The organism is Streptomyces sp. BR123 (assembly GCF_013401435.1).
Classification (GTDB): domain Bacteria; phylum Actinomycetota; class Actinomycetes; order Streptomycetales; family Streptomycetaceae; genus Streptomyces.
In genome coordinates, this window is record NZ_JACBGN010000700.1 from 1 (window position 1) to 382 (window position 382).

The 382-nt window shown below is 64.7% G+C and carries 1 protein-coding gene; it reads right to left on the reverse strand.

All coding sequences use genetic code 11. From position 1 onward, the window contains the following. Window positions 1–382: c-type cytochrome (locus tag HYE82_RS37105; RefSeq protein WP_218783472.1), on the reverse strand; the 382-nt coding region annotated here is incomplete at both ends.

Sequence of the window (382 nt, forward strand, 5' to 3'; positions counted from 1 at the left end):
GCCACGCCATGTAGTCGAGCATCGCGCGCATCTGCGGTGCGTCCTTCGGCAGCGGCTTGCCGTTCATCGAGCGCTGCAGGCAGCCATTGATGCGCTCGGTCAGCCCGATCACCTTGCCCGGGCGCGGCATGTAGCGCGGATAGGCACCGCCGCCGGTATTGAAGTAGTGGTTGCCGAACGGTCGCTTGCCCTCGGCCATGTGGCACGAATTGCAGTTCAGATCGTTGCCGACGTTGTCCGGAAGCAGGCGCGCGGTCTCGTTGAGGATGCGCCGGCCGAGCATCACCGATTCGGCATTGCCCAGTCCGGCGATCTCCTCGGCACTGGGCGCGTGGTAGTGGGCGACCACCTTGCCCTGTGCATCGAGGATATCGATCGTACT